Source organism: Mesorhizobium sp. M4B.F.Ca.ET.017.02.2.1, from assembly GCF_003998955.1.
In the GTDB taxonomy this organism is placed as follows: Bacteria; Pseudomonadota; Alphaproteobacteria; order Rhizobiales; family Rhizobiaceae; genus Mesorhizobium; species Mesorhizobium abyssinicae.
This window is the reverse complement of record NZ_RZOF01000057.1, coordinates 1-23839: the sequence shown is the minus strand read 5'-3', so window position 1 is coordinate 23839 and position 23839 is coordinate 1. Positions and strand designations below refer to the sequence as shown.

Sequence of the window (23839 nt, the reverse complement as noted above, 5' to 3'; positions counted from 1 at the left end):
GCGTCGCCCGGCTGGCCCGGTCCCTGCTCGCCCTGGCCCTTCAGACGGATGGTCTGGCCGTCCTCGACATAGGCCGGCAGCTTCACCGCCATCTTGCGACCGTCGGGGAACATCGCCGTCACCTTGTCGGCGGTGGCGGCCTCCTCGATGGTGACGTCGAGCGTGACGTTGAGGTCGGCGGCCTGGACCGGCTGACGGCGGTCGCCGCTCCTGCCGGCGCCGCGGGCGCCGGAGAAGGCGTCGCCGAAGATTTGGCTGAAGATGTCGCTGTTGCCATCGAACGGATCGCCGCCCGGCCTGCCCGAGCGGAATTCGAAATGCGCGCCGCCCGGGCCTTGCTGTCGGCGAAAGCCTGCGAACGGGTCGCCACCGCCGGCAGCGCCCTCGAAACCCTGGAATTTCGGCTTGCCGTCGGCGTCGATCTCACCGCGATCGAATGCGGCGCGGTTTTTCTCGTCGCCGACGATCTCGTAGGCCTGGTTGGCGGCGGCAAAACGGTCCTTCGCCTTGGGATCATTCGGATTCTGGTCCGGATGATGCTTCTTGGCGAGCTTGCGGTACGCCGATTTTATGTCCTTCGCCGATGCGTTTTTGGCAACGCCCAGCACCTCATAGGGGTCGCGCATTAATCCTGCCTGCAAGAGAAAATGAGTTCATGGTCGCTTCCTATATGCGCTCGCATAGGAAGAAATTCCAGTGGCGCAAGACGCGATCGGCGACTGAATTCAGAGCGCCTTGAATTCCTGCATGTGCCAGCCGCCGGCGGCGGCCATGCAGAGCTGGCCCTTGAACAGCGACACGCCGTCGAAACTCTCGCGCGAGGCGGTGAAGCGGCGGCAGGTCAGGCCGGCGTCCTTCAGTTCGACCATTTCAGTGATCGAGCCGCGCGACCCGGTGCCGACATTCGCCCATGGCACCCCCTGGCCGCCAAGTTCCCGGATGTCGGCCGATGAGACGGCATTGCCGATGGTGGTCTGATCCGAGTCCTCATCGCCGCTCGCCGGCGCGGCGGGCGAGGAAGGCGCGCTGGCGGTGACGATCGAGCGGTCGATTTCCGCCTTCTCCAGACTGAAGCCGCCGGCGCCGCAAGCGGCTAGCGGCAGGGCCATGGCCGCGACCATCAGCCTGACGCTGGCCGAAGCGATAACGCCCCTTTGCCTGCTGTCAAAAGCTTGCATGATGCGCGACAACAGGCAATGTCCTCCGGCTACGGTAAGAATTTGGAAAACTATGAGCGAAACTGAGTTAACAACGAGTGACTTTACCGAAGCAGCCGAGCCGTTCCGGCTGTTTGCCGCCTGGTTGGAGGACGCGACCAGGAGCGAGCCCAACGACCCCAACGGCGTGGCGCTGGCGACCGTCGATGCCGATGGCATGCCTGACGTGCGGATGGTGCTGCTGAAAGGGTTCGATGAAGGCGGTTTCGTCTTCTACACGAATTTCGAAAGCGCCAAGGGCCGCGAGATTCTTGGCAGCATGAAGGCGGCGATGTGCTTCCACTGGAAGTCGCTGCGCCGGCAGGTGCGCGTGCGCGGCCCGGTGGAGATCGTCAGCGACGCCGAGGCCGACGCCTATTACGCGACGCGGCCGCGCGGCAGCCGCATCGGCGCCTGGGCCTCGAAACAGTCACGGCCGCTGGAAAGCCGCTTCGCGCTGGAGAAGGCGGTGGCCGAATACACCGCGCGTTACCCGATCGGCGAGATCCCTCGGCCAAAACACTGGTCGGGCTTCCGCATCGTGCCGCAGTCGATCGAGTTCTGGCACGACCGGCCGTTCCGCCTGCATGACCGGCTGGTCTTCTCGCGCAACGCGGAAGGCGGCTGGGACAAGGCGCGGCTCTATCCCTAGCTGGATGCGCCGGAGATCAATCCTTCTCTAGTTGGAAGAACAGGAAATGCGGCCTCTCGCTGGCGAGGCCGACCGCCGGGCGTATCGTCTTGGTCGCCTGCCTCGGCACCAGGAACGTCTCACGCAAATTCAACGTATCGCCGCGTCTGGCGCCGGAGAAGATCGCCGACACGCAGGTGTGGACATCGCCCGGCGCTTTCAGCGACACCAGCGATGTCGGCGACCAGCGCCTGCCTTCGGCATCGATCAGCATCACCTTGCACCCAAGCCAGAGTTTCTGGAGATCGGGATCGCCAACCTTTACGGAGAAGTCGGCCAGCACCGGCACCGAATCCGGCGGCAGGTTCGACATGCCGAAGGCGCCGCGCAGATCGGTCAGTTTCCAGTCGCTGCCACCGAAATGCGCGCTCTGTCCCCAGGCGACCTGGCGCGGAAACAAATCCTCGCCGCCCAGCAGCGTCTTGACGCTGTCATAGGCCTGCCCGGCCAGTGCCAGCGGAACGAGCAGGAGGAGAGCCCAAAGGCTGCGGCGACGCCATTTCCGTTCGCCCTGCCCGCTCTCCCAATCCAGACTCCTTGCCGTCATTTGGCGCCATCCCCTTCAGATCGGCTGCGTCAGATCGAGCGTGTCGACAGTCTCGGCGGGTAAGCCGTCAGCTCCGGCAGCAACCGGTCCGAGCGAGATCTCGGCCTGCGAGTCGAGCGCCGACATCAGTTTTTCGGAGATTAGCAATGTGGCATTGCTCACCTCGTCCGGCCGTACTTCGAAGATCAGCCTCGCCTTTTTTGGCAGGCCGGGATCGATGGCCACGGGAAGCAGGCCATCGGCAAAGGACAGCCGTTCGGTCTGGTCATAGGCGAGGCCCGTCGGACCGCGCCAGGAAGCGACCGCCACCGTCGTCGATTGCGCACTTGCCGCAAACTCGACCGTCACCACCGCCCAGATGCCGCCAGTCGTGAACACTTTGGTCTGGCCATATCTGTCGACCTTCAGGTTGCGCGCGAAAGCCACCTTGGCGGCGCGCGCCTCGAAGCCGCGCCCGACAACCGCATCGCCCAGCTTGCCGTAGGCCGGGATCGGTCCGATCAGTTCGGCATAGTGCGGCTTCGACACTTGCAGGCCGTAACAGAGGGCGGTCGCGAGGAGCAGCAGGATGACGTTGGCCATCTTCCGCATCATGGCTGGACCTGCGCCGTGTCCGGCCCGGCACCGACCGCAAGCGTCAGCGTGCCGATCGGCGTCGGATTGAACCAGCCGGGCAACCCGTAGAGGTTGTCACGCTGCTTATAGGTCTTGTCGATGACCGTCAGGTCGAAGCTCGTCGGCGACACCGCGCCAGGCTGCATTTCCCAGATGTAGGCCATGCGCTCCGGCATGCCGGGATGCAGTTCCGGCGACAGCGTCGCGTCGCGCATCAGCACGATGAAAGGCTTTGTCGCGGCATCGGCCGCTGTTTGGCTCGCTCGCAGGATCTCGAAATAATCCTTCGAGGACTTTGCCGTGCGGTTGGTCATTTCGACTTCGAGGACGAGCGCTTTCCCGCCAGGCTGGAGCGGCGCGCCATAAGCATGCTTCCCGTCGGTGACGTAGGCCTTCAATGGTTGCAGCAGCCACTGGCCGGTTTCGATCCGACTGGTTTGCGCCAGAACGGGCATCGGCTCGTGCCTTGCGCCGAAGGCGCCCAGGACACCGGCAACGGCAATCGCCGCCGCGGTGCCTATACCGGCAACGATCCAGGCTTTCAGACGCGAGCGGGCGGCCTCAAGCATTTTGCGCCTCGACTTCCGCCGCGCCTTTCGGACCGGTGGGCTGCGCGCCTCCACTGGTCTGGCGCTTCGGCAACGCGAATGCGGTTTCGAGGATCGCGGCGAGGAAGCAGATGCGCAGCGGCTCGACGAGGATGCCGGTCGATGAGTCCTGGAACGGACTGCCGAACAGCAAGGAAACGCCATGCGAGAGAACCTGCCAGGTGTCGAGCTCATGCGGGCCGATGAGGCGTGTCGTGCCCAGCCACGCCCAGGCGGCAAGCCAGTCGACCAGCCGGTAGCCGACGATCAGCGTGACGACCAGCACAACGCCCGAGCTCAGCGTGATGCGCACACCGTTGGCGATCGGCAGATAGCGCGAGCGATAGCCGCTGATGAAGTGTTCGACGAAATCGCGAAGGAATTTCGGAATGGTGCTGTAGCGCGCGCCCAGGCGTTCGACGCGCTGATGCGCGCGCATCAGTTCCTTGTCGTCACGCACGTCGTAGCCGTAGATGAGCGCGGCCAGCACCAGCCAGATCACCGGCAGCAGCATATAGAAGAACAGGTTCACCAGCCTGGCCGTCGTGTCGACGGACGTGACCTCGACGGGAACCATGGGATCGGCGAAGGCGCTTGCGATGGGAGTGGCCATCCCGTCCGCCGCGGCCTGCAGGACGGAAAAGATGTTGCGGCTCATCAACCAGCCGACGACCTCGTCCTTCCAGCGCGAGATGACGTAGAGACCGATGAAGATCCAGTTTGTCTCGCAGATCACCACGACGATCTGCCAGAAGGAGCGCGCCTCGCCGCGCTTCTGCATTGCGTTGGCGAAGCGCCGGATCAACCATGAGATCACGACGGACAGGACAAGCCATCGCGAATCCAGCACATCGAGCACGTTCCCCGCGCTTTCGCCGAACGGCGCCATGTCGAGCGTGACGCGCGAATATTGCCGCACCGTGTCGCCCAGGAACCCCCAGGCCGCGTAGTAGGCGAAGAACGGCAGCAGCGCGACGGTGACCATGCGCGCCAGCCGCGCGCCTCCGCTGCGCACCTCGCCGGACGCTTCGCTGCGTGCCGCCTGCTGCGCGGCACGTGTCGCCGGCAGGGCAGGCAGCAGCGTCTGGAACATGGCGACGGTGACGGTGAGCTGCGTCAGGGCGACCAACGTCAGCAGCGCAAGCCCCGCCATGTGGTTGAGGAAGGCGGCGCGCGCGGCGATCTGCATGAACAGGTCACCGAACACGATGCCCAGCAGCACCATGGCGACCAGTTGCGGCCAGAAGCGCCACCAGAGTTTCAGGGTCAGCGCCAGCGGCTTTGCGGCATCGGCAAGCATGTCGGACGCTCAATCCGTCAAATGCATGCCCCAGATCGTTTCGGAAGGTTGCGTCTTGGCAGCGATGTTGCGGGCCATGTCCTCTCCACCGACCAGGCCCCCGCCCCGTCGGTTCGTGGGATAGGACGCGAGAACCGCGGTGTACAGATCAAAAATCGCGTTTGACGCGAGTTTCGCGCGAAGCTGCCACAACCTGACAGTGTCGTGGATCAGCTCGCTTTCTTGCGCGTCATGAAGGCGGTGAGCGCGGCGCGCGCTTCCTCGGATTTCAGGCGCTCGCGGAAATGCTCGCTTTCGACCTTGATGCGGGCGACGAGATCGTCGCGCGAGCCGCGCATCAGGTCGCGCGCGATCTTCAGCGCCTGCGGCGGCTTGGCGGCGATCTCGTTGGCAGCGGCCAGAACCGCGGCTTCCAACGCGCCTTCCTCGACGACGTCATAGATCAGGCCGGCGGTTTTCGCGCGCTCGGCGGAGAAAGCTTCGCCGAGACCAAGCAGGGCGAAGGCGCCCTGCTGGCCGAGGATCCGCGGCGCGAGCAGGCTGGAGCCCGCCTCAGGCACCAGGCCGAGGTCGACGAAAGGCGTGCGGAAGATGGTGCGCGGTGTGGCGAAGGTCAGGTCGCAATGAAGATTGAGCGTCGTGCCGATGCCGACCGCGATGCCGTCGACGCCCGACACCATCGGCTTTTCAACCTTGGCCAGCGCCATCAGGAAATCCCAGACCTCGGTGCCGCCTTCGCCGCCGGTGGCGATGACCAGGAAGTCGGCAAGGTCATTGCCGGAAGAAAAGGCGCCGGGGACGCCGAGGAAGACATGCACGCGCACCGCCGGATCGGCGTCGCCCTCGGCCAGGGCTGCCGACATCTTCGCATACATGGCGCGGGTCAGCGCGTTCTTCTTGTCAGGCCGGTTCATGCGGATGATCTGCACGGCGCTCTGGCGCTCGACGAGGATGTGGTCTGTCACGGTCAGTTCCTTCGCATGTCAGGATGCTCTAGGCGGAAATCAGTGCCTTGCCTGCGGCGGCGAGGCTTTCGGACCCGTCGATGACGCGTTCCTTCAAGGCGCGCGTCTCGCCGAGCAGGTTTTCGGCAAAGAAGCGGCAGAGCGCGATGCGGCCGCGATCGGCAAGCCCACCCTGCGCCAGATAGGCGCCGCCGGCGGCGAGCGAGATCAGCCTCAGATAAGGCGTGGCCCCGGCCATGGCGGCGTCAGCCTTGCCATCGGCCATCAGCGTCTGCAGGAAGCGTGTCGCCTCGTCGAGATCGCCAAGCGCCCGGTCGAGATTATCGGCGGTGCGGCCGAAGCCTTCGATGTTGGAGGTACGCACCGCGTCCGCCGCCGCTTTCAACTCGCCGATGTATTGATGCACATGTTCGCCGCCGCCGAGCGGCAGCTTGCGCGCCACCAGGTCGATCGCCTGGATGCCATTGGTACCCTCGTAGATCGGCGCGATGCGAGCGTCACGGTAGAGCGCGGCCGCACCCGTCTCCTCGATGAAGCCCATGCCGCCATGCACCTGGACGCCCAATGAGGCGACCTCGACGCCGACATCGGTCGAAAAGGCTTTTGCCAGCGGCGTCAAAAGGTTGGCGCGATCGCGCCAATTGGCGGCGGCCTCACCTTCGCCGACGCGAGCGCGGTCGAGGGCATGGGCGCAAGAATAGCTGATGGCGCGCGCGATCTGGGTCAGCGCCTTCATGGTGAGCAGATTGCGCTGCACGTCGGGGTGATGGACGATCGGCGCCATGCCGGAGCCTGAATAGTCCGACGCCTTGCCCTGGCGACGCTCGTTGGCGTAGGCGATCGCTTTCTGCGTCGCTGTCTCGGCCACCGCAACGCCTTGCATGCCGACGGCAAGCCTCGCATTGTTCATCATGGTGAACATGCAGGCCAGGCCCTTGTTCTCCTCGCCGATCAGCCAGCCGATGGCACCGGGAGTCGTGCCCTGAAAACCGTCGCCATAGATCATGGTGCAGGTCGGCGAGGCGTGGATGCCGAGCTTGTGCTCGAGGCCGGAGCAGAAAACGTCGTTGCGGGCGCCGAGAGCGCCATCGTCGCCGACCAGGAATTTCGGCACCAGGAACAGCGAAATGCCTCGCGTGCCGGGCGGCGCGTCGGACAGCCGCGCCAGCACCAGATGGACTATGTTGTCGGTGAAATCGTGCTCGCCATAGGTGATGAATATCTTCTGGCCGAAGATGCGGTAGGTGCCGTCGCCGACAGGTTCGGCGCGCGTGCGCAGCGCGGCGAGGTCGGAACCCGCCTGTGGCTCGGTCAGGTTCATCGTGCCCATCCACTCGCCGGAAACGAGCTTGGCCAGATATTTTTCCTTCAGTGCCTCGGAGGCGTGCTTGTCGAGCGCCTCGACCGCGCCCATGCTCAGCGTCGGGCCGATGCCGAAGGCCATGGCGGCGGAGTTCCACATTTCGAGCGCGGCGACGGCAAGCATGGTCGGCAGGCCCTGGCCGCCGAATTCCTCCGGCCCTGACAGCGCGTTCCAGCCGCCGTCGATCCAGCGCCGGTAGAGCTCCTTCCAGCCGGGGGGCATGGTGACGGCCGCATCCCGCAGCACCGCGCCATGCTCGTCGCCGATCTTGTAGAGCGGCGCCACCTCCTCGCTGGCGAAGCGGCCGGCTTCGGCCAGGATGGCGTCGACAAGGTCTTCGCCGAGATCGCCGAACGTGCCGGCGTCCAGCGCAGGCTTGAGACCGGCGACATGCTTCAGCGTGAACGAAATGTCCTCGACGGGTGCCTTATACATGCCGCTTGCTCCTCCGCTGCCTCAGCCGCTTGATCGTAGGACCCTGGCCGATGCAAAACCATCCGCCTTTGGCCGGCCTCAATCTTCTTTTTACGTAAACGTCAAACTTTGTCACGCGGATTTTGCAGTCGCAACGACACGCCGCAGCAGCCGGCGCCCGATCCGTTCATGTTTCGTCGCGCTTTTGCCGCAAAGAGTCTCATTGGTTTTGAAAGCACTTCCTTAACCATAGCGGTTCAGGATCGATGCCTGGTCAGTGGGGACAACCCTGATTGAAAGAGCCGGCGCGCCCTCTTCGCCGCCTGGCACTTCTCGCGGCTGCGATGGTGCTCGGCACGGCGGCACAGGCCTCGGATTTCTCCGAGCCGTGGAAGAACGCTGACCGCGCGCTGGTCATCGACGCCTACGAATACAATTCCATCGACTGGGCCGAGCTTGCCACCGACAAGCGCATCGTCGGTTTCATCAACAAGGCCTCCGACGGGCTGCCGCCGGCCTATTTCTGTTCGGGCGACGAGACCGAGGTCCGGCTCTGCAAGGCGTTGTGGAAGCGCTTCGCGGTGACGCGCGAACTGTTTCAGACGCGCAAGGTGGTGGCCAAGGCGCTCGGCCTGAAATGGGGCGCCTATCACCTTGCCCGCCCCGGCAACCCGGTCGAGCAGGCCAATAACTTCATCGATTTCGCCGAACCGGCGCCGGACGACCTCGTTGCCCTCGATATCGAAGGCAACGATCCGACGCAGTGGATGTCGCTGGAGGATGCCGAGGAGTTCGTGCGCCAGGTGCATCGGCGCCTTGGCCGCTTCCCGGTGCTCTACACCAACGGCAGGACTGCGCAATTCATTGCCGACAACCGCTATCAGTACCGGCTCCTGTCGCGGCTGCCGCTCTGGTATGCGCGCTACAAGCCCGACATCGAGGTGCATTTTCCGATGGGCAACTGGCAGGGCTACGCGCTCTGGCAGTTTTCGGCGCACACCAATTGCGGCCGCCTAAAATGCCCCTACCGCGTGCCGGGCACGCCCAACGACATCGACGTCTCCGTCGCGCCGATGAATGCCGACCGGTTGCGGCAGCAATGGGCCTTTGGCGGCCTGATCGACGTGCCGTCAGATTATCTCGCCTCGATCCCGGTGCCGGTCTCGCGCGAGGCCGGGCTCGCCGGCAAATTCACCATCACCTATGCCGATGTGGCGACGCCGCCGACCTTCGAGGAAATGGTCTCGGTGCTCGGCCAGCGCTGGCAGAAATTCCGCGACGGCTTCAGCATGCCGGTGGTGAAGACGGTGCCACGGCGGCCGCGCTTCGGCATTGCCGAATATGTTGCCTGGAAGCGCACCGAGCAGCGCTCGCCCTTGCAGCTCGAGGCCGCCTTCGCGGCGGCCGATCCCGTGAGCACCGCCTCGACCGCGATCGACCGCAGGCGGCGCTGAGCAACCGGCAACCGGGTCAGCGATGATTTCCCAGGCTGGCATACATGCCAGTGGTGCGAAATTGCGTCGGGGTCGTGCCGTAGGAACGGCGAAAAACCTTGGAGAAGTAATTCGCGTCCTCGAAGCCGCACAGGACGGCGACCTCCTTGACCGGCAGGAAATCCGCTTTGGTCAGCAGTTTTGCCGCGCGCTGCAACCGCTGCTGCAAGACGAATTCGGCGGGCGGGATGCCCTCGCTCTCGGCGAAGCAGCGCGAGAAGTGCGCGCGGCTGAGGCCACTGATGTGGACGAGGTCCGCCACCGGCAGCGGCTTGTCGAGATTGGCGTTGATGTGGTCGATCACCGGCTGCATGGCGCTTTGTTTTTCCGCGAAGGCGTGCGACCCGAAAACATCGTCGTAAAGGGCCATGGCAGCTTCGTAGGCGACGGCGGAAGCGGCACCCGGCGAACCGGCCCCCGTGATGAGGCGCAGGCTGCAGTCGGCAAGATGGTCGATCGTCGTTGGCTGCAGCCGAAACACAGGGCCCGAGACGCTCAGGATCGATTTGTGGATGCGCAGCGCCTCCTCGCCGTTCATCGAGATCCAGAAATATTCCCAGCGATCACCCTTGGCCAGCCAGTAGCGATGGTTGTGCGGCACCAGCACCAGCAGCGTGTCGTTCGCCTGCAGGCGGTAGTTGCGGCTCTCGTAGCGCAATTGCCCGGTGCCGCCGATCGTGTGCTGGAGGACGGTGAACGGGGTCTGGCCGCGCTTTCGCCCGTCCCAGTCATAGGTTTCGTCCTCGCGCACCTCATAGCCGGTGCTGGTCGGCATGGCATGGAGGCGCTGGCGGCCACGCGGCAGCGAGACCGTCCGCATCGATGGCCCGTTGGCGATCAGGTCCTGCAGCACAAAATTACCCTCGAAAGCATAATCCTTCTTTGTTCGTGCCTACGAATAAGCGCATAATCCAGCTCCAGAGAACGGGAATGACCCGCGGTCGAGGAGCGGGCGGGAGGAGAAAAGGCCGGATTTCCGGCCTGAGTGGCATGCACGCCATGGCGTGCGGCCATACCCTCCCTTGCTGCTCCTTGCCTAGCATTCGATTGGACCAAGGTGAAGGTGATGAGCTTCAAAATCGCTATTATTGGCGCCGGCAGCGTCGGATTCACCAAGAAGCTGTTCACCGACATTCTGTGTGTCCCCGAATTCAGCGACATCGAATTCGCGCTGACCGACGTCAGCGAGCACAATCTCGGCATGATCAAGGCTATCCTCGACAGGATCGTGGAAGCGAACAGGTTGCCGACCAAGGTGACGGCAACGACCGACCGGCGCAAGGCGATCGAGGGCGCGCGCTACATTATCAGCTGCGTGCGCGTCGGCGGCCTGGAGGCCTATGCCGACGACATCCGCATTCCGCTTAAATATGGCATCGACCAGTGCGTCGGCGACACGATCTGCGCCGGCGGCATCCTCTACGGCCAGCGCAACATCCCGGTGATCCTCGATTTCTGTAAGGACATAAGCGAGGTGGCCGACACGAACGCCAAATTCCTCAACTATGCCAATCCGATGGCGATGAACACCTGGGCCGCGATCGAGTATGGCAAGGTCGACACGGTCGGGCTCTGCCACGGCGTGCAGCACGGCGCCGAGCAGATTGCCGAGGTGCTGGGAGCGAAATCGCCCGGGGAACTCGACTATGTCTGTTCTGGCATCAACCACCAGACCTGGTTCATCGAATTGCGCCTCAACGGCCGGCCGATCGGCAAGGACGAACTGGTCGCCGCCTTCGAGGCGCACCCGGTCTATTCGAAGCAGGAAAAGCTGCGCATCGACGTGCTGAAGCGCTTCGGCGTCTATTCGACCGAAAGCAACGGGCATCTTTCCGAGTATCTGCCCTGGTACCGCAAGCGCCCCGACGAGATCACGCGCTGGATCGACATGTCCGACTGGATCCACGGCGAGACTGGCGGCTACCTGCGCTACTCGACCGAGACCCGCAACTGGTTCGAAACGGAATATCCGCAATTCCTTGAAGCGGCGTCGAAGCCGATCGACCCGGCCAAGCGCTCCAACGAGCACGCCAGCCACATCCTCGAGGCGCTGGAGACGAACCGCGTCTATCGCGGCCATTTCAACGTCAAGAACAACGGCGTGATCACCAATCTGCCGCAGGACGCCATCATCGAGTCGCCCGGCTTCGTCGATCGGTTCGGCATCAACATGGCCGCCGGCATCACGTTGCCGGAGGCCTGCGCCGCCACCTGCATCTCCTCGATCAACGTCCAGCGCATGTCGGTGCATGCCGCGATATCAGGCGACATCGACCTCTTGAAGCTCGCCGTACTGCATGACCCGCTGGTCGGCGCGGTTTCGACGCCGGAGGAGGTCTGGCAGATGGTGGACGAGATGGTCGTCGCCCAGGCCGCCTGGCTGCCGCAATATGCCCATGCGGTTCCGGCAGCAAAGGAGCGGCTTTCGAAATCCAAGGTCAAGACCCGCGAATGGGCCGGTGCCGCGCGCCGCAGTGTGCGCTCGATCGAGGAATTGCGCGCCGAGAAGGCGGCACTGAAACAGGCCGGCTGAGACAGTCAGGCACCAACGCGGATCCGCCGCACGGCGGTCCGCCAATTCAGCCGCACTGCATAGAAGGCGGGCAGCAGACGTCCAACACCTGGGAGGAGACTATGAGGAACTTACACAGACTTGGCATAGCGGCGGGACTGGCGCTGAGCGTTTCAATCCCCGCGCTCAATGCTTTCGCTTCCGAACCGACGATCCCACCGGAGCCGGCAACGTTCCCGGCCGAGGGCAAGATCAAGTATGTGGCGCGCGACTCCATCCTGGAGTTCAAGGCGCTGCCGGAATATCACGAGCCTGACTGGGTCACCGAGAAATTCGTCAAGACTGGCAAGCTGCCGCCGCTGAAAGACAGGCTGCCGAAGGAGCCACTGGTCTTCAAGACGGGCAACATGCCTGATGGCATCGGCGTCTACGGCGACACCATGCGCCATGTCATCGGCGGCAGGCCGGAAGGCTGGAACTACGGCGCCGGCCAGACGCAAGGCTGGGGCGGCATCGATATCGGCCTTTCAGAATGCCTGACGCGTACCGCGCCGCTGTTCCAGGTCGAGGCCAAGGACACCGAGCCGCTGCCCAACCTCGCCAAGGGCTGGGAGTGGTCGAAGGACGGCCACAAGCTGACCATGCACCTGGTCGAAGGCGCCAAATGGTCGGACGGCGCGCCCTTCAACGCCGACGACGTCATGTTCTACTGGGACGACGAAGTCGTCGATCCGAACGTTTCGCCGCTCAATGGCGCGACGCCGGAAACCTTCGGCGTCGGCACGACGCTGAAGAAAATCGACGATTACACCGTCGAATGGACCTTCAAGGAAGCCTTCCCGAGACAATATCTCTACGCCATGGCCTACGGCACGTTCTGCCCCGGCCCGTCGCACATTCTGAAGCCGCAGCATCCGAAATATTCGAAGAACACCTACGACCAGTTCAAGAACGCCTTCCCGCCGGAATACATGAACATGCCGGTGATGGGCGCCTGGGTGCCGGTCGAGTACCGGCCTGACGACATCATCGTCATGCGCCGCAACCCTTACTATTGGAAGGTCGACGAGAAGGGCAACCAGCTGCCTTACCTCAACGAACTGCAATACAAGCTCTCGACCTGGGCCGACCGCGACGTCCAGGCGGTGGCGGGCTCGGGCGACTTCTCGAACCTGGAACAGCCGGAAAACTTCGTCGCCTCGCTGAAACGCGCGGCGGAAAAGGACGCGCCCGCCAGGCTTGCCTTCGGACCCCGGCTCATCGGCTACAATCTTCGCATGAACTTTTCCGCCAATGGCTGGGGCAATCCCGACGAGCGCGGCCAGGCCATCCGCGAGCTGAACCGCAACGAGGACTTCCGCAAGGCCGTCACCATGGCGTTCGACCGCAAGGCGCTCGGCGACTCCCTGGTCAAGGGGCCGTTCACCGCCATCTACGCCGGCGGTTTCTCATCCGGCACCAGCTTCTACTACCGCAAGTCGACCGTCTATTATCCCTTCGACCTCGAGGGCGCCAAGGCCGAGCTCGCCAAGGCTGGCCTCAAGGACACCGACGGCGATGGCATCGTGAACTTCCCGGCCGGCACCGCCGGCGGCAAGGACGTGGAGATCGTGATGCTGGTCAACAATGACTACACCACCGACAAGAGCCTTGCCGAAGGCGTCGTCGCCCAGATGGAAAAGCTGGGGCTCAGGGTCGTGCTCAACGGCCTCAACGGTACCCAGCGCGACGCCTCGCAATATTCCGGCCGCTTCGACTGGCTGATCAGGCGCAACGACCAGGAACTGACCTCCGTCGTGCAGAACACCGAGCAGCTTGCGCCGGTCGGCCCCAAGACCAGTTGGAATCACCGGGCACCGGAAAGCGGCGAAGTCGATCTGATGCCGTTCGAGAAGGATCTCGTCGACATCGTCAACAAGTTCGTCTCGACGCAGGACAACGACCAGCGCGCCGGCCTGATGAGAGACTTCCAGAAGATCTCGACGGAGCACGTCTACAATGTCGGCCTGACGGAATATCCCGGCGCGCTGATCATCAACAAGCGCTTCTCCAACATTCCGCAAGGCACGCCGATCTTCATGTTCAACTGGGCCGAGGATTCGATCGTCCGCGAACGGGTGTTTGTCGCGGCCGACAAACAAGCCAAGTACGAATTGTTCCCCGACGAGCTTCCCGGCAAACCCGGAGACAAGGGGCCGATGAACTAAGGTTTACCTCCCTGACGAAGAGAACTCCGGCCGCGCCGCTGGCGCGGCCGGACAAAGCAAACCCTCCGGACAGGCCCTGAGCGGGCGCAACCGGCGAGACAAGGAAACGGGCCGTTCGATGTTGCGATTCCTGCTCACGCGCATAGCGTCGGCGATCCCGGTCCTCGCCATCCTGAGCCTGGTCACCTTTGCCATCATCCAGGCGCCGCCGGGTGACTATGCCGACTACATCCGTTCGCAGTTGATCAACCAGGGCGGCGCGTCTTTCGCCCAGGCCGACGCGCAGGCCAAGGCCTATCGGATCGAGCACGGCCTGGATAAGCCGCTGCCCGTCCAGTATCTCAACTGGATCGGCGGCATCGTCACGCGCGGCGATTTCGGCTACAGCCTCTACTACAACAAGCCGGTTGCCGATGTGGTGGGCGAGCGCCTGCCGCGCACGCTGCTTCTGGCGCTGGTCTGCCACCTGCTCGCTTCCGTCCTCGGCATCACGTTCGGCATATGGGCGGCGACCCGGCAGTATTCCTGGATCGACTCCACACTTTCGGCCATCTCCTTCCTCGGCATGACGGTGCCGCGCTTCCTGATGGCGCTGATCATCGTCTACCTGCTGGTCTTCCAGTTCAACGTGTCGGAGATCGGCAGCTTCTTCTCGCCGCAATATGGCGGCGCGCCCTGGTCGTGGGCAAAGTTCGTCGACCTCGTCAAGCATGTCTGGCCGGTGGTGGCGATCGCGACCTTCGGCGGGCTCGCCTACAACATGCGCGTCATGCGCGGCAATCTGCTCGACACGCTGAACGCCCAATATGTCGAGACGGCCAAGGCGAAGGGGCTGACCGGCGGCGCCGTGGTCCTGCGTCATGCCGTGCCCAACGCACTGCACCCGCTGGTCATGTACCAGGGCGTGGTGCTGCCCTACATGCTGACCGGCGAGATCGAGACGGCGATCATCTTCGCGCTGCCGACCGTCGGACCGGCGATCGTCGGCTCGATGGCGGTAGGTGATGTCTATGTTACCGCCACCTTCATGATGGTGCTGTCGGCGACGCTGATCGTCGGCAACATCATCGCCGACATGCTGCTCGTCCTGCTCGATCCGCGCATCCGCCAGTTCGGAGAGAACTAGATGCTGGCGCGCGATACATCACTGCCACCGCCGCCCGCCGAGGGAGCCATCGAGAAACCCGCGCGCGGCAATGAGAGCTACATCGCGCTGGTCTGGCGGCGGCTGAAGCGTTCGTGGACCGGGATGGCCGGGCTCTGGCTCGTCGTGCTGCTGCTCCTGATGGCCGTGTTCGCGGATTTCCTGGCGCCGATGGACCCGAAGGCAACCGATATCGCCTTCGCGCCGCCCCAACTGCCAAGCTTCCACGACAAGGACGGCAACTTCGTCGCGCGGCCGAGGGTGTATGCGCTTGCCGATTCGGCCGATCTCGATCCGGTCACCTTCCAGCCAATCGTCGGCCCCGACTACGAACACCCAAGGCTGCTTGGGTTCTTCGTCGAGGGCTCGCCCTATAGGCTGTTCGGGCTCATTCCGGCAGACCGGCATTTCTTCGGCTCGATGGATGGCCAGCCGGTGCATTTCCTCGGCACCGACAAGTTCGGTCGCGACGTGCTGTCGCGGGCCATCCACGGCTCGCGCGTCTCGCTGATGATCGCGCTGACGGTCGTCTTCATCATCACCATGATCGGCACCACGGTCGGCATGGTCTCCGGCTATTTCGGCGGCAGGTTCGACGTGTGGGTGCAACGTTTCGTCGAACTGGTGCTCGCTTTCCCGCAACTGCCGCTCTACCTGGCGCTGACGACGCTGATCCCGGTCACGGCGCCGACCAACGTTTTCCTCGCCTTTGTCATCATCGTCATGTCGGCGCTCGGCTGGGCGCAGATGTCGCGCGAGGTGCGCGGCAAGACCCTGGCGCTGGCGCGGGTCGACTATGTGCGCGCCGCCATGGCAGTCGGCGCCACAGACCGGCGCATCATCATGCAGCACATCCTCCCCAACGTGATGAGCCATGTGATCGTCGCCGTGACGCTGGCGATCCCGACAGTGGTGCTCTTGGAATCCTTCCTCGGCTTCCTGGGCTTCGCGGTGAAGCCGCCGCTGATCTCATGGGGCCTGATGCTGCAGGACACGGCCACTTATTCGGTCATCGGCACCTATCCATGGATCCTGTCGCCGGTCGGTTTCGTGCTGATCACCGTCTTTGCCTTCAACGCGCTGGGCGACGGCCTGCGCGATGCCGTAGACCCCTATTGAGGTGGCCGGGATGACCCTCGCACTCGCCGAGCCCTTCGCGCCAGCCTTCCGCCACGACCATGACGGACGCGCGGACCAGCCAATCATCGACGCCCGCAACATCGAGGTGGCCTTCAAGGTCGAACACGGCGTCGTCGAAGCCGTCAAGGACGTCTCGTTCCAGCTCTATCGCGGTGAAACGATCGCCATCGTCGGCGAGTCCGGCTCCGGCAAGTCGGTGACGGCGCGCACCGTCATGGGGCTGCTGTCGCGGCGGGCCACGGTATCGCCGAGGTCGAGCGTTTCTTACGATGGGCAGAACATCCTGAAACTCCCCGAGCACGCCCGGCGCAAGCTGCGCGGCAACCGCATCTCGATGATCTTCCAAGAGCCGATGAGCTCGCTCAACCCGATCTACACGGTCGGCAGCCAGATCGTCGAGGCAATCAGGGTGCATCGCAAGGTGGGCCGCAGGGAGGCCTGGGCGCGAGCGCTCGAACTCTTGCGGCATGTCCAGATACCTGAGCCGGAGGCGCGGCTGAAGCAGTACCCGCACCAGCTCTCCGGCGGGCAGCGCCAGCGTGTGATGATCGCCATGGCTTTGGCCAACGATCCCGACGTGCTGATCGCAGACGAGCCGACGACGGCACTCGACGTCACGGTCCAGGCGCAAATCCTCAACCTGATCCGCAATCTGCAGAAAGAGCTGCGGATGGCAGTGATCCTGATCACCCACGACCTCACGGTGGTGCGCAAGTTCTCCGACTACGTCTATGTGATGCAGCATGGCGAGATGCGCGAGCACAATGTCACCGAACGGCTCTTCGCCGATCCGCAGCACCCCTATACGCAGCGCCTGCTCGCCTCCGAGCCGCGCGGGCGGCCGCAACCGCTGCCGGAGGGCTGCGGCACCATTCTCGAAGCGAACGGCGTACGCGTCTGCTTCATGCTGCGCCATGGCAGCTTCCTGAAACCGGACTGGCGCGAACTGGTCGCCGTCGACGACCTCGACCTCAAGCTTTCCCGCCACGAGACGCTGGGGCTGGTTGGCGAGTCCGGCTCCGGCAAGACCACCTTCGGCCAGGCCCTGCTCAGATTGCTCGATCCGAAACGCGGCGAGATCCGTTTCGACGGCCAGCCGATCCATGGCCTGTCGCGCAACGAAATGCGGCCGCTGCGCTCACGCATGCAGATCGTCTTCCAGGATCCTTTTTCCTCGCTCAATCCTCGCATGACGATCGGGCAGATCATCGAGGAAGGGCTGGTCGTCAACAGCATCGGCGCGACACGGCCCGAGCGGGTCGAACGGGTTCGCGAGGCGCTGGTCAGCGCCGGCATGCCGGGCGACATCCTTTCGCGGTTCCCGCATGAATTCTCCGGCGGCCAGCGGCAGCGCATCGCGATCGCCCGGGCGATCGCGCTGGAGCCCGAATTCATCCTGCTCGACGAACCGACATCGGCGCTCGACCTCTCCGTCCAGGCGCAGATCATCGACCTGTTGCGAAAGCTGCAGGACGAGCGCGGCCTGAGCTATCTCTTCATCTCGCACGACCTCAAGGTGGTGCGCGCGCTGTGTCACCGCGTCATCGTCATGCAGCACGGCAAGGTCGTCGAGCAGGGACCTGTCGACGAGGTGCTCACCAATCCCAAGACCGCCTACACCGAACGGCTCGTCCGCGCCGCTTTCGATGTGGCCTAGACAAAGTGCCGGAGGTTTCAGTGGCAAGACATCCCAAGATCACGTTCATAGGTGCCGGTTCGACAGTGTTCATGAAGAACATCGTCGGCGACGTGCTGCAGCGCCCGGCGCTGTCCGGCGCGACGATCGCGCTGATGGACATCAATCCGCAGCGGCTGGAAGAGAGCGCCGTCGTGGTCAACAAGCTGATCGCGACGCTCGGCGTCAAGGCGAAGGCCGAGACCTATTCCGACCAGCGCAAGGCGCTTGCCGGGGCTGATTTCGTCGTCGTCGCCTTCCAGATCGGCGGCTACGAACCCTGCACCGTCACCGACTTCGAGGTGCCAAGGAAATACGGCCTGCGCCAGACCATCGCCGACACGCTGGGCGTTGGCGGCATCATGCGGGGCCTGCGGACCGTGCCGCATCTGTGGAAGATCTGCGAGGACATGCTCGCGGTCTGCCCCGAGGCGATCATGCTGCAGTACGTCAACCCGATGGCGATCAACACCTGGGCGATATCGGAAAAATATCCCGCCATTAGGCAGGTCGGCCTCTGCCACTCGGTGCAGGGCACGGCGATGGAGCTGGCGCACGACCTCGACCTTCCCTACGAGGAGATCCGCTATCGCTCGGCCGGCATCAACCACATGGCCTTCTATCTGAAGTTCGAGCATCGCCAGCCGGACGGTTCCTACCGCGACCTCTATCCCGATCTCGTGCGCGCCTATCGCGAAGGCCGCGCGCCGAAGCCCGGCTGGAACCCGCGCTGCCCCAACAAGGTGCGCTACGAGATGCTGACGCGGCTAGGCTACTTCGTCACCGAAAGCTCGGAGCATTTCGCCGAATACACGCCCTATTTCATCAAGGATGGCCGCCCCGACCTGATCGAGAAGTTCGGCATCCCGCTCGACGAGTATCCGAAGCGCTGCATCGAACAGATCGAGCGTTGGAAGGGGCAGGCCGAAGCCTACCGCTCGGCCGACCGGATCGAGGTCGAGCAGTCGAAGGAGTACGCCTCCTCGATCATGAACTCGGTCTGGACCGGCGAGCCCTCGGTGATCTACGGCAATATCCGCAACAATGGCTGCATCACCTCGCTGCCCTTCGATTGCGCCGCCGAAGTGCCATGCCTGGTCGACGCCTCCGGCATCCAGCCGACCTATATCGGCGACCTGCCGCCGCAGCTGACGGCACTGATCCGCACCAACATCAACGTGCAGGAGCTGACGGTGCGGGCGCTGATGACGGAAAACCGCGAGCACATCTACCACGCGGCGATGATGGATCCGCACACCGCGGCCGAACTCGACCTCGACCAGATCTGGTCGCTTGTCGACGACCTGCTTGCCGCTCACGGTGACTGGCTGCCGGCCTGGGCGCGTGCGGATCGCAAGACACAGGCAGCCTGATCGTCGCTGGCGGCAGGGATAGGATCAGGCGCCGGCCTTTTCGCGCGCCACGGCCTGCCAGCCGATATCGCGGCGGCAAAAGCCCTGCGGCCAGTCGATGCGATCGAGCGCGGCGTAGGCGCGTTGCTGCGCCTCGCCTACCGTGGCGCCGGTCGCCGTGACATTGAGCACGCGGCCGCCATTGGCGACCAGCGCGCCGCCGTTGATGGCGGTGCCGGCATGGAATATCTCGGCGCCGTCGCTGGCGGCCTCCTCAAGACCGCGAATGACCGAACCCTTTTCCGGGGTGCCGGGATAGCCCCTCGCCGCCATCACCACCGTCAGCGCCGCCTCGTCGCGCCAGCGGATCGAGGTATGCGCGAGCTGACCGTCGACAGCGGCGTTGAGCAGCACCAGGAGATCGTCCTTCAGCCGCATCATCAGCACCTGGCATTCGGGATCGCCGAAGCGGGTGTTGTATTCGATCAGCTTCGGCCCCTGGTCGGTGATCATCAATCCGGCGAAGAGGATGCCGGCGAACGGCGCGCCGAGTTCGGCCATGCCGCGCATGGTCGGCTCGATGATCTCGCGCATAGTGCGCTCGACCATTTCCGGCGTCATCACCGGCGCCGGCGAATAGGCACCCATGCCGCCGGTGTTGGGGCCGACGTCGCCGTCGCCGACGCGCTTGTGGTCCTGCGCGGTGCCGAAGGGCAGTGCCGTCGTGCCATCGCACAGGCAGAAGAAGCTTGCCTCCTCGCCGGTCAGAAATTCCTCGACCACCACCTCGGCGCCTGCGGCGCCAAAGGCGCCGTCGAAACAGGCATCGAGCGCGGCCAGCGCCTCGTCCAAGGTCATGGCGATGGTGACGCCCTTGCCGGCGGCGAGCCCATCGGCCTTGATGACGATCGGCGCACCGACCTTCTCGACATAGGCCTTCGCCGAGGCGAGGTCGGCGAAGCGGCCATAGGCGGCGGTCGGAATATCGTATTTGGCGCAGAGGTCCTTGGTGAAGCCTTTCGAGCCTTCGAGCCGCGCCGCCCGCTTCGACGGGCCGAAGACGCGGATGCCCTCGCCGCGCAGATCGTCGGCGATGCCGGCGACCAGCGGGCCTTCAGGTCCGACGACGACGAGGTCGATCGCGTTGTCCTTGCAGAAGGCGGCAACGGCGGCGTGGTCGGCGATGTCGAGCTTGACCAGTTCGGCGTCGCGGCCAACGCCCGGATTGCCGGGCGCGGCATAGAGCCTGGTCAGAAGCGGCGAGGCCGCGATCTTCCAGGCCAGGGCATGTTCGCGGCCGCCGGAGCCAATCACCAAAACGCGCATGCCGATATCCCCAGTCATCCACGACAGGACCTCCCGCTATTGCCCCAGGGCCGGCGGGTCAAGGCTTTTGGCTTGCTCGATGCCGGTTGCGCACGGGAACGTCGCGCGGAGGGCGCGACGTTTCATGCCGATGGGCGGCTCACCCCGCGCGGTCAGCTCTGGAAAACCACCGGGAACCAGTCCTCGCGCAATTTCTGGCCGGGCTGCATGCCGTGGCCGGGATAGGGCGGCGAGGTGCGGCCCGGCCGCTCGACATAGTGAGCGTCGTCGCCGACCCAGCGCAGCGACAGCGCCCGCCGCCGGGCCGAGGTCAGGTTGCCGCGCGCGCCATGCGCCGTCCGGAAGTCGAACAGGATGGCGTCGCCCGGCTCCATCTCCCATTCGAGCACTTTCATCGACGGGTCGTTGTCTGGATCGGGCACCGGTAGGTAGTCGCCTTCGTCCGCATAGAAATTGCTGTCGTTCAGCCAGCGCACCGGCAGCACCATCTTTTCCCATTTGTGCGAGCCGGCGATCAACCTGAGCGTCGCTTCCTTCACCGGATCGATCGGGATCCAGAAGCTTACCGTCTGGCTGCCATCGACGAAATAATAGGGAATGTCCTGATGCCAGGGCGTCGGCTTCTGCGTGCCGGGCTCCTTGACCAGAACGTGGTCGTGGAAGAACTGCGCGCTGCGCGACTGCATTACGGCGGCCGCCAGCTCGGCCGCCGGCGATTCCCTGACGATCCTGACGAATTCAGGGATGCGCTCCCAATTGCAGTAGTCGTCGAAGAAACTGCCCTTGCCATTGGCGATGTCGGAAGCGGCGGCGCTGCGGTTCTCGATGTTGCGCTCTATGCCATCCGCGATGACATCGACCCAATCCTTGAAGACGCCACGGATGCAGACCGCGCCATCGCGCTGGTAGTCGGCAATTGTCGCGGCGTCGATTTTCGGGCTGGCCATCGTGCTCTCCTGCTGTTCGATGATCGACTATCGCAAGAGCGTCACATCACGTAAAATAATAACTTGTCATCTCGCTTATAGTTTTGAGCTATGAAGTTCACGCTCGCCCAATTGCGCTATGTCGTTGCCGTGGCCCGCTATGGCAGCGTGACCATGGCGGCCCAGGCGCTGAATGTGTCGCAGCCTTCGATTTCGGTGGCGATCGACCATGTGGAGGACGCGTTCGGCCAAAAACTGTTCGTGCGCCAGCGGGGAAGCGGCGTCGCGCTGACTTCGTTCGGTCGCAAGGCCGTCGCCAAGGCCAGGCAAGTGCTGGCCGAGGCGGACGAGCTGGCCGCGCTCGGATCGCGCGAAGCCGAAGTCGGCGGCGAGCTGGTGCTCGGCTGTTTCGAGGATCTGGCAGCCTATTTCGCGCCGGCGCTGATGCGCGCCTTCGCCGAGCGCTGCCCGGCCGTCACAGTCGTCATACGAGACGAAACCTTCGAGACGCTGGGGCGGCGGCTTGCCGATTCGGCCGTCGATCTTGGCCTCACCTACGATCTCGGCCTGCCGGCGCATTTCAAGCGCGTCCTGCTGCACGAACTTCGGCCGCATGCGCTTTTGCCTGCCGGTCACGTGCTGGCAGACAAGCGAACCGTCGGCCTGGTCGAGCTCGCGGCGCATCCGCTGATCATGACCGACCAGCCGCACAGCTGGCAGCACATGCTCGACCTCTTTCTCAGCCGTGGCCTGACGCCTGTTGCCCAATCGACGACGAGCTCGTTCGAGCTGCAGCGCAGTATGGTCGCCAATGGCTTCGGCGTCGCCGTCAGCTACACCAGGCCGCATGGCGATTTGAGCTATGACGGCCTGCCGCTGGTCTGCAAGCCGCTCGCCGATCCGCTGCCGATGCAGCGCATCATCCTCGCCCATGACACGCGCCAGCGCCTGTCGAAGGCGGCGCTGGCCTTCATCGAGGTGGCGAAAGCGTGGTTCGCCAGCCACGATGTCTTCACAGGCTGAGCGACAACGCGGCCGCTTGACGGCGCTCACCGCTGCTGCCACTCCAGCACGATGGAAACCATCCAGTCGAAAGCGGCCCAGGGCCGCGTCGCCGATGCGCCGAGCGGTCACTGGGTCTACCGCGCGCTGCCGCGCGGGCTCTGGCCCTATGCGCAGCTCGCGCGCTGGGATCGCCCGATCGGCTGGCAGTTGCTGCTCTGGCCGTGCTGGTGGTCGGCCGCGCTCGCGGCAAGCGCCTATCCGCGCCCGACGGATCCGCTGCTGACCCTGCTGCCGTCAGCCTGGTACCTGTTGCTGTTCCTGGTCGGAGCGGTTGCCATGCGCGGCGCCGGCTGCACCTATAACGACCTGGCCGACGAGGACATCGACAACCAGGTCGAGCGCACGCGCTCGCGGCCGCTGCCGGCCGGCAAGGTGACGCGCCGGCAGGCCTGGGTGTTCCTGGTCATCCAGGCGCTGGTGGGGCTAGTCGTGCTGCTGCAGTTCAACAGCTTCGCCATACCGCTCGGCATCGCCTCACTCGTCATCGTCGCCGTCTACCCGTTTATGAAGCGCATCACCGACTGGCCGCAATTCGTGCTCGGCCTTGCCTTCTCCTGGGGCGCGCTGATGGGATGGGCGGTCGAGTTCGGCGATCTCGATGGCCCGGCCATCATGCTCTATATCGGCTCGATCCTGTGGGTGATCGGCTACGACACGATCTACGCGCATCAGGACAAGGAAGACGACGCCATCGTCGGCGTGCGCTCGACGGCGCGCTTGTTCGGCGACAACACCAAGACCTGGCTGGTCGGCCTCTATGGCGGCGCGCTTGTCTGCTTCGCCATCGCCTTCGCCTCGGCGCAGGCGCCGATGCCGGCGCTGGCCGGGCTGATCGCCGCCGGCGCGCATATGGCGCGGCAGATCGCGAGGCTGGACATCAACAATCCGGATCAGTGCCTCAAGCTGTTCAAGTCGAACAACCAGGTCGGCTGGCTGATCTTCCTCGGCCTGATCGGCGGCTCGCTCTGGGTGGCGCTGAAGCCGCTGGTGTAGTTCTCCCTTCTCCCCGTTCAACGGGGAGAAGGTGGCGGCAGCCGGATGAGGGGCAGCGCCAGCCTTGCAGGCAAGGAGAAATGTACAGCGGTTATACGGCCTCTGATCGGCTTTTGATGTGGCCAAAACCTGAGGTCGCGCCGCCCCTCATCGCCCTGCCGGGCACTTCTCCCCGTATAGTGACGGGGAGAAGAAGGCTGTTGTCCGAACCGGATAGATAGGTAACAGAATGGACCGATTGCATAGGTGACAGTTTTCTCCCTCGCCGGAGGACCCGGCGATGGTTTGGCGAGAGACTGGCATCATGGACGAGCGGCTTCGTTTTGTA

General features: G+C 64.3%; 21 protein-coding genes. 10 read left to right on the top strand and 11 right to left on the bottom strand.

The genetic code is table 11. The features are described 5' to 3' along the window. Together EN738_RS10155 and EN738_RS10150 are read right to left on the bottom strand one after the other, a co-directional pair. Nucleotides 1-626, bottom strand: a 626-nt coding sequence (locus EN738_RS10155; RefSeq protein WP_127283567.1) for a DnaJ domain-containing protein, incomplete at its 3' end; no start/stop codon positions are given. Between the two features lie 99 nt (nt 627-725). After that, nucleotides 726-1190 carry an RT0821/Lpp0805 family surface protein gene (locus EN738_RS10150; protein WP_127283566.1) on the bottom strand — a complete coding sequence of 155 codons (465 nt, stop codon included), beginning with the start codon at nt 1188-1190 and terminating at the stop codon, nt 726-728. A gap of 40 nt (nt 1191-1230) precedes the next feature. Between EN738_RS10150 and pdxH the strand changes: the two genes are divergently transcribed. Further along, nucleotides 1231-1848: a pyridoxamine 5'-phosphate oxidase gene (gene pdxH, locus EN738_RS10145; RefSeq protein WP_127283565.1), complete on the top strand. Its 618-nt coding sequence runs from the start codon at nt 1231-1233 to the stop codon at nt 1846-1848. Between the two features lie 16 nt (nt 1849-1864). On the opposite strand, the gene EN738_RS10140 is transcribed toward pdxH, so the two are convergent. From EN738_RS10140 to EN738_RS10115, 6 genes are all read right to left on the bottom strand, one after another. Beyond that, nucleotides 1865-2434 (bottom strand): hypothetical protein, encoded by a 570-nt coding sequence (locus EN738_RS10140; RefSeq protein WP_127283564.1) that lies wholly within the window; start codon nt 2432-2434, stop codon nt 1865-1867. A 15-nt stretch (nt 2435-2449) separates the two neighbouring features. Then, complete coding sequence (locus tag EN738_RS10135) at nt 2450-3028, bottom strand: hypothetical protein (RefSeq protein ID WP_127283563.1); 579 nt, start codon at nt 3026-3028, stop codon at nt 2450-2452. After that, nucleotides 3025-3618 carry a hypothetical protein gene (locus EN738_RS10130; RefSeq protein ID WP_127283562.1) on the bottom strand — a complete coding sequence of 198 codons (594 nt, stop codon included), beginning with the start codon at nt 3616-3618 and terminating at the stop codon, nt 3025-3027. Before EN738_RS10130 ends, EN738_RS10135 begins: the two co-directional genes overlap by 4 nt. Next, nucleotides 3611-4936 (bottom strand): hypothetical protein, encoded by a 1326-nt coding sequence (locus EN738_RS10125; RefSeq protein ID WP_127283561.1) that lies wholly within the window; start codon nt 4934-4936, stop codon nt 3611-3613. The genes EN738_RS10130 and EN738_RS10125 overlap by 8 nt, the downstream gene beginning before the upstream one ends. 209 nt (nt 4937-5145) lie before the next feature. Then, nucleotides 5146-5901: a crotonase/enoyl-CoA hydratase family protein gene (locus EN738_RS10120; RefSeq protein ID WP_127283560.1), complete on the bottom strand. Its 756-nt coding sequence runs from the start codon at nt 5899-5901 to the stop codon at nt 5146-5148. A gap of 28 nt (nt 5902-5929) precedes the next feature. Beyond that, nucleotides 5930-7699, bottom strand: coding sequence for an acyl-CoA dehydrogenase (locus EN738_RS10115; RefSeq protein WP_127283559.1), 1770 nt, complete (start codon nt 7697-7699; stop codon nt 5930-5932). 323 nt (nt 7700-8022) lie between these two features. Here EN738_RS10115 and EN738_RS10110 point away from each other — a divergent pair, with 323 nt between their 5' ends. Next, nucleotides 8023-9132, top strand: a complete 1110-nt coding sequence (locus tag EN738_RS10110) for a glycoside hydrolase family 25 protein (protein ID WP_127283569.1) — start codon at nt 8023-8025, stop codon at nt 9130-9132. Nucleotides 9133-9148: 16 nt separating this feature from the next. Here the strand turns inward: EN738_RS10110 and EN738_RS10105 are convergent, their stop codons facing one another. Continuing rightward, a complete protein-coding gene (locus EN738_RS10105) occupies nt 9149-9991 on the bottom strand; it encodes an AraC family transcriptional regulator (RefSeq protein ID WP_127283568.1) in 843 nt (280 codons plus the stop codon). A 246-nt stretch (nt 9992-10237) separates the two neighbouring features. On the opposite strand from EN738_RS10105, the gene EN738_RS10100 reads away from it, so the two are divergent. The 6 genes from EN738_RS10100 to EN738_RS10075 all read left to right on the top strand — a co-directional run bounded on the left by EN738_RS10100 (nt 10238) and on the right by EN738_RS10075 (nt 19222). Continuing rightward, nucleotides 10238-11704 carry an alpha-glucosidase/alpha-galactosidase gene (locus EN738_RS10100; RefSeq protein WP_127283558.1) on the top strand — a complete coding sequence of 489 codons (1467 nt, stop codon included), beginning with the start codon at nt 10238-10240 and terminating at the stop codon, nt 11702-11704. Nucleotides 11705-11805: 101 nt separating this feature from the next. Next, nucleotides 11806-13890, top strand: a complete 2085-nt coding sequence (locus EN738_RS10095) for an ABC transporter substrate-binding protein (RefSeq protein ID WP_127283557.1) — start codon at nt 11806-11808, stop codon at nt 13888-13890. Between the two features lie 118 nt (nt 13891-14008). Continuing rightward, nucleotides 14009-15016, top strand: coding sequence for an ABC transporter permease (locus EN738_RS10090; protein ID WP_127283556.1), 1008 nt, complete (start codon nt 14009-14011; stop codon nt 15014-15016). After that, the gene (locus EN738_RS10085; protein WP_127283555.1) at nt 15017-16153 is read left to right on the top strand and encodes an ABC transporter permease; all 1137 of its coding nucleotides are present in this window, start codon (nt 15017-15019) and stop codon (nt 16151-16153) included. A 10-nt stretch (nt 16154-16163) separates the two neighbouring features. Continuing rightward, nucleotides 16164-17831 (top strand): ABC transporter ATP-binding protein, encoded by a 1668-nt coding sequence (locus EN738_RS10080; protein ID WP_127283554.1) that lies wholly within the window; start codon nt 16164-16166, stop codon nt 17829-17831. 20 nt (nt 17832-17851) lie between these two features. Then, nucleotides 17852-19222, top strand: a complete 1371-nt coding sequence (locus tag EN738_RS10075) for an alpha-glucosidase/alpha-galactosidase (RefSeq protein WP_127283553.1) — start codon at nt 17852-17854, stop codon at nt 19220-19222. 24 nt (nt 19223-19246) lie between these two features. On the opposite strand, the gene purD is transcribed toward EN738_RS10075, so the two are convergent. Next, on the bottom strand, nt 19247-20527 hold the full coding sequence (purD, locus tag EN738_RS10070) for a phosphoribosylamine--glycine ligase (protein ID WP_127283552.1): 1281 nt from the start codon (nt 20525-20527) through the stop codon (nt 19247-19249). Nucleotides 20528-20679: 152 nt separating this feature from the next. Continuing rightward, nucleotides 20680-21474 carry a phytanoyl-CoA dioxygenase family protein gene (locus EN738_RS10065; RefSeq protein ID WP_189524272.1) on the bottom strand — a complete coding sequence of 265 codons (795 nt, stop codon included), beginning with the start codon at nt 21472-21474 and terminating at the stop codon, nt 20680-20682. Between the two features lie 90 nt (nt 21475-21564). Between EN738_RS10065 and EN738_RS10060 the strand changes: the two genes are divergently transcribed. Both EN738_RS10060 and ubiA read left to right on the top strand, forming a co-directional pair. Further along, nucleotides 21565-22476 (top strand): LysR family transcriptional regulator, encoded by a 912-nt coding sequence (locus tag EN738_RS10060; protein WP_127283550.1) that lies wholly within the window; start codon nt 21565-21567, stop codon nt 22474-22476. Nucleotides 22477-22527: 51 nt separating this feature from the next. Next, the gene (gene ubiA, locus EN738_RS10055) at nt 22528-23511 is read left to right on the top strand and encodes a 4-hydroxybenzoate octaprenyltransferase (protein WP_127283549.1); all 984 of its coding nucleotides are present in this window, start codon (nt 22528-22530) and stop codon (nt 23509-23511) included. Nucleotides 23512-23839: the final 328 nt, after the last annotated feature.

What these genes read in the sequence shown, in the direction of transcription:
- EN738_RS10100 (WP_127283558.1), top strand. Translation starts at nt 10,238, where the DNA reads ATGAGCTTCAAAATCGCTATTATTGGCGCCGGCAGCGTCGGATTCACC.
- ubiA (WP_127283549.1), top strand. Translation starts at nt 22,528, where the DNA reads ATGGAAACCATCCAGTCGAAAGCGGCCCAGGGCCGCGTCGCCGATGCG.
- EN738_RS10090 (WP_127283556.1), top strand. Translation starts at nt 14,009, where the DNA reads ATGTTGCGATTCCTGCTCACGCGCATAGCGTCGGCGATCCCGGTCCTC.
- EN738_RS10130 (WP_127283562.1), bottom strand. Translation starts at nt 3,618, where the DNA reads ATGCTTGAGGCCGCCCGCTCGCGTCTGAAAGCCTGGATCGTTGCCGGT.
- EN738_RS10105 (WP_127283568.1), bottom strand. Translation starts at nt 9,991, where the DNA reads ATGCGGACGGTCTCGCTGCCGCGTGGCCGCCAGCGCCTCCATGCCATG.
- EN738_RS10115 (WP_127283559.1), bottom strand. Translation starts at nt 7,699, where the DNA reads ATGTATAAGGCACCCGTCGAGGACATTTCGTTCACGCTGAAGCATGTC.
- EN738_RS10085 (WP_127283555.1), top strand. Translation starts at nt 15,017, where the DNA reads ATGCTGGCGCGCGATACATCACTGCCACCGCCGCCCGCCGAGGGAGCC.
- EN738_RS10110 (WP_127283569.1), top strand. Translation starts at nt 8,023, where the DNA reads ATGGTGCTCGGCACGGCGGCACAGGCCTCGGATTTCTCCGAGCCGTGG.
- EN738_RS10060 (WP_127283550.1), top strand. Translation starts at nt 21,565, where the DNA reads ATGAAGTTCACGCTCGCCCAATTGCGCTATGTCGTTGCCGTGGCCCGC.
- pdxH (WP_127283565.1), top strand. Translation starts at nt 1,231, where the DNA reads ATGAGCGAAACTGAGTTAACAACGAGTGACTTTACCGAAGCAGCCGAG.
- EN738_RS10095 (WP_127283557.1), top strand. Translation starts at nt 11,806, where the DNA reads ATGAGGAACTTACACAGACTTGGCATAGCGGCGGGACTGGCGCTGAGC.
- EN738_RS10140 (WP_127283564.1), bottom strand. Translation starts at nt 2,434, where the DNA reads ATGACGGCAAGGAGTCTGGATTGGGAGAGCGGGCAGGGCGAACGGAAA.
- EN738_RS10125 (WP_127283561.1), bottom strand. Translation starts at nt 4,936, where the DNA reads ATGCTTGCCGATGCCGCAAAGCCGCTGGCGCTGACCCTGAAACTCTGG.
- EN738_RS10065 (WP_189524272.1), bottom strand. Translation starts at nt 21,474, where the DNA reads ATGGCCAGCCCGAAAATCGACGCCGCGACAATTGCCGACTACCAGCGC.
- EN738_RS10135 (WP_127283563.1), bottom strand. Translation starts at nt 3,028, where the DNA reads ATGATGCGGAAGATGGCCAACGTCATCCTGCTGCTCCTCGCGACCGCC.
- EN738_RS10080 (WP_127283554.1), top strand. Translation starts at nt 16,164, where the DNA reads ATGACCCTCGCACTCGCCGAGCCCTTCGCGCCAGCCTTCCGCCACGAC.
- purD (WP_127283552.1), bottom strand. Translation starts at nt 20,527, where the DNA reads ATGCGCGTTTTGGTGATTGGCTCCGGCGGCCGCGAACATGCCCTGGCC.